The organism is Thermomonas sp., from assembly GCF_047606765.1.
In the GTDB taxonomy this organism is placed as follows: Bacteria; Pseudomonadota; Gammaproteobacteria; order Xanthomonadales; family Xanthomonadaceae; genus Thermomonas.
In genome coordinates, this window is sequence record NZ_JASGED010000005.1 from 1 (window position 1) to 5,501 (window position 5,501).

The 5,501-nt window shown below is 67.7% G+C and carries 5 protein-coding genes and 1 pseudogene; all 6 read right to left on the reverse strand.

What is annotated here, in order from left to right; genetic code table 11:
* Nucleotides 1-420 (reverse strand): ABC transporter transmembrane domain-containing protein (locus QM612_RS00400; protein WP_415251920.1); only part of this gene is annotated, 420 nt, incomplete at its 3' end.
* Between the two features lie 8 nt (nucleotides 421-428).
* Nucleotides 429-866, reverse strand: coding sequence for an ExbD/TolR family protein (locus QM612_RS00405; protein ID WP_415251921.1), 438 nt, complete (start codon nucleotides 864-866; stop codon nucleotides 429-431).
* A 9-nt stretch (nucleotides 867-875) separates the two neighbouring features.
* Nucleotides 876-1,505: a MotA/TolQ/ExbB proton channel family protein gene (locus QM612_RS00410; RefSeq protein WP_415251922.1), complete on the reverse strand. Its 630-nt coding sequence runs from the start codon at nucleotides 1,503-1,505 to the stop codon at nucleotides 876-878.
* Nucleotides 1,399-3,944 (reverse strand): annotated as a pseudogene (locus QM612_RS00415) (DNA internalization-related competence protein ComEC/Rec2); the annotation flags it as partial. The pseudogene QM612_RS00415 and the gene QM612_RS00410, both read right to left, overlap by 107 nt.
* 203 nt (nucleotides 3,945-4,147) lie before the next feature.
* The gene (gene lolD / locus QM612_RS00420) at nucleotides 4,148-4,855 is read right to left on the reverse strand and encodes a lipoprotein-releasing ABC transporter ATP-binding protein LolD (protein ID WP_415251923.1); all 708 of its coding nucleotides are present in this window, start codon (nucleotides 4,853-4,855) and stop codon (nucleotides 4,148-4,150) included.
* A partial coding sequence (locus QM612_RS00425; protein ID WP_415251924.1) for an FtsX-like permease family protein occupies nucleotides 4,848-5,501 on the reverse strand: 654 nt, incomplete at its 5' end. The genes QM612_RS00425 and lolD, both read right to left, overlap by 8 nt.

Here is a 5,501-nt window from a genome sequence, read left to right on the forward strand (position 1 = left end):
CACCTTGGCGGCATCGATGGCAGCCTGCGAGACCTGATCGCTGTCGGAACCAAGCCGCACCAGCATCGACGGCACCGGCTCGGCATCCAGCCGCAGCCCCGGCAGGCGCAGGTACTTGTCCATCGCGCCCACCCGCATGTCGCGGGCGATGCCGCGCGCGGCCTTGGCCATGTACAGATCGGTCAGATAGCCGGCAATGCCACGCAGCACGAAGATGCCGATGATCGCCAGCGGCAGCAGCAGGCCATAGTCCTGGTTCCGGGCGACGAAGGTTTCATCGACCATGGGCTTGGTCAGCAGGCCGAACGCGCCCGCCGCCGCGCCTTCCAGCACCAGCCCGACCAACGCCACCAGCAGCACGGCGCGATACGGGCGGGCCAGCCCCAGCAGACGCCGGTAGATCGCCGAAGGTGAGGTCACGCTGCCGCTCACTGGCCCTCGCCTTTTGCCTGCGCTGATTGCGTGGTGGCATTGGCGACACGGCGGAAGCCCAACTGCCCCAATGCTTCATAGGCGGTGACGACCGCCTGCCATGGCGTGCGCGCATCGGCACGGATCAGCACGGTGCGCTCGCGGTCATCGCCGGCGACTTCGGCCAGCGTGCGCTTCAGCGATTCCACGTCGGTGCGCAGCACTTCGCGGTCACCGACGAAATAACGCCCCTGCGCATTGATGAGCAGGCTGAGCGGGCGCGCCTGCGGATCCGCCGGCTGGCCGTCGGCGCGCGGCAGTTCCAGCTTCAGCACCGAACGCGCATCGAAGGTGGTGGTGACCACGAAGAAGATCAGCAGGCACAGCAGCACGTCGATCAGCGGCACCAGATTGATCTCGGGGATGTCGTCCTCGCGATGGTCGCGGATGCGCATGCGCCGCCCTCAGTCCTGCTTCGACGTGGAAGCAGGCTCGGTGTGCAGCACGTCCATCAGGCGCATGGCCTCGTGCTCCATATCGACGATGTAACCGGCGATACGGCCACGGAAATAACGATGAAACGCCAGCGCCGGAATCGCCACCACCATGCCGGTGGCGGTGCAGATCAGCGCCTTGCCGATGCCGCCGGCAAGCTGGTTGGCATCACCGATGCCGTGGTCGAGGATGCCAAGGAACATTTCGATCATGCCGACCACGGTACCGAACAGGCCCAGCAACGGGCCGGCGGCAGCGATGGTGCCCAGCGTGTTGAGGAAGCGCTCCATCCGGTGGACGAGGTGGCGGCCCACGTCTTCGACGCGCTCGCGGATCGCCTCGCGGCTGCGCTGGCGCACGTCCAGTTCGGCGGCCAGCAACGCGCCCAGCGGCGAGGTGGCGCGCAGGGAATCGACATGCGCCGGCTCCAGCGGTTTGCCGCGCGCGACCCAGGCCAGCACCTCATCGCCCAGCCCTGGCGGCATCACCTTGTCGCGGCGAAGTGTCCAGAAGCGTTCGACGATGATCGCCAGCGCCACAGCAGACAGCAGCAGCAGCGGGATCATGGGCCAGCCGCCCGCCTTGATGAGTTCCAGCACACGCACATCCTCCGGCCCTCATGGCCGTTGTCTCTCCGGCGCGTAGCATAGCCCAGCCCCATCTTCGGACAGCCGTGTGGCACGCCTGCGCACTGCATCCCACAGGCGCGGCTGCGCCCTGCGCCGCTCACGCAACTGCAAGCCAGCCCGCCCCAGCCACACCCGCAACGCGCCCGACTGCGCGGTATCCAGCACTTCCGCACCGGCATCGCACCAGCGTTGCACCACCTCCAGACGCGGATGGCGGAAACGGTTGCCCGCCCCGGACGAAACCAGCGCCAAGCGTGCGCCGGTGGCGCGCACGAAATCTGCATCGGAAGAGCCCGCGCTGCCATGATGCGGCACCAGCACCACGTCGCTGCGCAGCAGGCTGCGGGCATCGCGTAGCAGGCCGCGTTCCACGTAATGGCCGATGTCGCCGGTCAATAGCGCACTGCCGTATGCGGTTTCCACGCGCAGCACGCAACTGGCCTCGTTGCCCAGATACGGAAAATGCGGGCCGGGATGCAGCACGCGGAAGCGCACGCCATCCCATTGCCACATCTGCCCAGCGCGGCATTGGGCGATGCCGGGTACGGTGCTGCCTGCGGGCGCAAGCAGCGCGGCCACTGGCATCTCCCGCGCCACTGCAGGCCAGCCGCCGGCATGGTCGTTGTCGCCATGGCTGATGACGGCGGCAGAAAGTTGAGACACGCCCATCCCGCGCAGCGCTGGCAGCACCGCACGCTCGCCGGCATCGAACCCGTCCGGCAGCGCCGGCCCCATGTCGTACAGCAGCGCATGATTTGCAGTGCGCACCAGCACCGCCAAGCCCTGCCCCACGTCGATCACGGTCAACTCGGCTTCGCCCTGCTCAGGCAATTCACGCGGCGGGCACAGCAATGGCAGCCACAGCAAGAGCGCCAGCGGCTTGCCCGGCAGGCCGCGCGGCAGCAGCAGCCAGAACGCGGAGACCAGCGCCAACGGCAGCGCATACCAGCGCGGCTCCGGCAGCCAGGCCATCGCCAGAGGACTGTCGGCGACGCGCACCAGCGCCAGCCACGGCAGGTCAAAGCACCACGCCGACGCCTGCCAGAGCCACTGGCCGAAGCCGGCATGCAGGGTTTCGGCCAGCACGCCCAGCAAGGCCAGCGGGATCACCACCAGACTCCACCACGGCACCGCCACCAGATTCGCAAGCGGCCCGGCGAAGGACGCCTGCCCGAACAGCAGCACGGTCAAGGGCAGCAGCCCCAGCGTCGCCACGGCCTGCGCGGCCACGAAATCCCGCGCCATCGCCCAGCGCCGCGCACCTTGATCGGCGGGCAGGCTCCACAGCAGCCACGCCACGCCCGCGAAGCTCAGCCAGAAGCCGGCACCCAGCACTGCCAGCGGATCCAGCAGCAACAGCACGATGCAGCCCAGCGCCAGCGTGTCGGCCATGCGCTGGCGACGGCGCAGGCAGCGCGCGGCCACCAGCACCGCGATCATCACCGCCGTGCGCACGGTGGGCACGGCAAAGCCGGTCAGCGCCGCATACAGAAAGGCACCGGCAATCGCGCCAAGGCCGGCAGCGAACGGGCGCGGCAACCAGCGGCACAAGCCCGGCATCGCCCACCACAGGCCGGCCACCAGCAAGGCAAAGAACCCCGACACCAGGCCTACATGGAAGCCGGAAATCGCGATCAGATGCGTGAGGCCGGCGGCACGCAGCCGCGCCCAGTCCTGTTCGTCCAGCGCGCGGGTATCGCCCAGCGCCAATGCCCGCACATAGCGCGATGACGATGCCGGCACCACGCGAGCGATACGTGCGCTCATGCGCTCGCGCCATGCGTCGATGCCCCGTGGCGCACCCAACCGCCATGCCAGCACGGGTTCCGCGATGTGTCCATTGGCGGCGATGCGCGCGGCCAGCGCCTGCCTTTCGCCATCGCCGACACCGGGGTTGCGCAGCCCGCGCGGCGCGCGCAGCAGCACCGGCAATTCCCAGCGGCTGCCTGCCTGCAAGGCGGCGCGCGGTGCGGGGTCGTCCTGATACCAGGCCAGCCGCAGGCGCTTTCCACGCAGTGCCTGCGGCTGTTCCAGCGTGTCTTCAACCACGAAATCAAAGCGCGTGCGGCGCACTTCATGCTGCGGCAATTCGGCGATGCGCCCTTGCACCATCAGCGGCCTGCGCTCCAGTTCCAGCGGCAATTGCGCGCACAGCGCGGCATCGGCATGCAGTCCGGCAAACGCGAGGCCGAACAGCAGCGCGCCCAGCCAGCGCAGCCGGCCCGCTCGCCACAAGGCCGCGAACGCGGCAAGCAACACCGCAAGCAGCAACCAACGCGGCGGCAGCGCAGGCAACAACAAACAACCGGCCACACCGGCAAGCAGCAGCGCCGCGCAGCCGGGGCCGAACAACGCAGGCGCGGAAGCTGTGCGCGCAGAAAGATGTGGAATCGGAAAAGCAACGGCCATGCGCGCAGCATGGCGGCGGCGATCCGGTGAAACGATCAGTGCAAGGCGCGTTCCGGGGTCAGGGTTTTCCGACGCGGAATATGGATGATGCCGTCATTCCGGCGAAAGCCGGAATCCAGTTCTTGCTTCCTGCAACTTCCCGAAAAGCTGGATTCCGGCTTTCGCCGGAATGACGAGTAAAGGATTAGAAGAAGTTTTTCAGCTCAAACGTCAGCCGCTGCCAACTCCCGCAGCCTGCCTTCGTGCAGCTCCAGTACCCGGTCCAGCCTGCGCGCAAGGCGGCGGTCGTGGGTCACCAGCACCAGACTGGTGCCATGCGCGCGGTTGAGTTCCAGCATCTGCGCGAACACCGTCGCCGCGGTTTTTTCATCGAGGTTGCCGGTGGGTTCGTCACCCAGCACGCAGGCCGGCTTGTTGACCAGCGCACGCGCCACCGCCGCACGCTGGCGCTCGCCGCCGGACAATTCGCCCGGCTTGTGTTGCAGGCGATGCCCCAAGCCCACCGATTCCAGCAGCGCCTGCGCACGCTGCGCCGCTTCGGCGGTGGGCCTGCCGGCCAGCAGCACCGGCATCATCACGTTCTCAAGCGCGGTGAACTCCGGCAGCAGGTGGTGGAACTGATAGACGAAACCGAGCGAGGCATTGCGCAGGCGGCCGCGCGCGGCATCGGACAGCATGCTCATCTGCTGCCCGGCGACGAACACCTCGCCCGAGGTCGACACATCCAGACCGCCAAGCAGATGCAACAGCGTGCTCTTGCCCGCGCCGGACGCGCCGAGGATCGCCACGGTTTCGCCCGCGCGCACGCTGAAATCCAGCCCGTCGAACACCCGCGTGTGCAGGCTGCCTTCGGCATAGGTCTTGCCGAGTTTTTCGGCACGGATCACTTCATCGCGCATCGGCTCACTCATAGCGCAGCGCCTCCGCCGGCGCGGTGCGCGCCGCGCGCCATGCCGGATAGATGGTGGCGAGGAAGGCCATGACCAGCGCCACGCAGGCGATGGTGATGACATCGCCCGCCTGCATGTCGGTGGGCAGGCCGGTGATGTAATACACGTCGCTTGGCAGCAGTTGCACGCCAAGCAGGCGTTCGATCAATTCCAGGATGCGCTCCAGGTTCAGCGTGAGCACGATGCCACCGATCACGCCCAGCACGGTGCCGATGATGCCGATCAGGCTGCCCTGCACCATGAACACCTGCATCACCTGCCCCGGCGTCAGGCCCAGCGTACGCAGGATGGCGATGTCCGCCTGCTTGTCGGTGACCAGCATCACCTGCGACGACACCAGGTTGAACGCGCCCATCGCGATAATCAGCGACAGCAGGATCGCCATCACCGTCTTTTCCATCTTCAATGCGTGGAAGAGATTCGCGTTGTCCTGCGTCCAGTCGCTGACCCGGTACGGCCCCTGCAGCTTCGCCTGCAAGGCGCGGCCCACGTCGAATGCGGCATCCATGTCGTGCAGCTTCAGGCGCACGCCGGTCACGCCATCGCCCATTCGCAGCAGGCGTTGCAGGTCCTGCATGTGGACCACGGCAAGGCCACGGTCGAACTC

Excerpts from the sequence above, each read along its gene's own strand:
- QM612_RS00405 (WP_415251921.1), bottom strand. The coding sequence starts at position 866 with ATGCGCATCCGCGACCATCGCGAGGACGACATCCCCGAGATCAATCTG.
- lolD (WP_415251923.1), bottom strand. The coding sequence starts at position 4,855 with ATGAGTGAGCCGATGCGCGATGAAGTGATCCGTGCCGAAAAACTCGGC.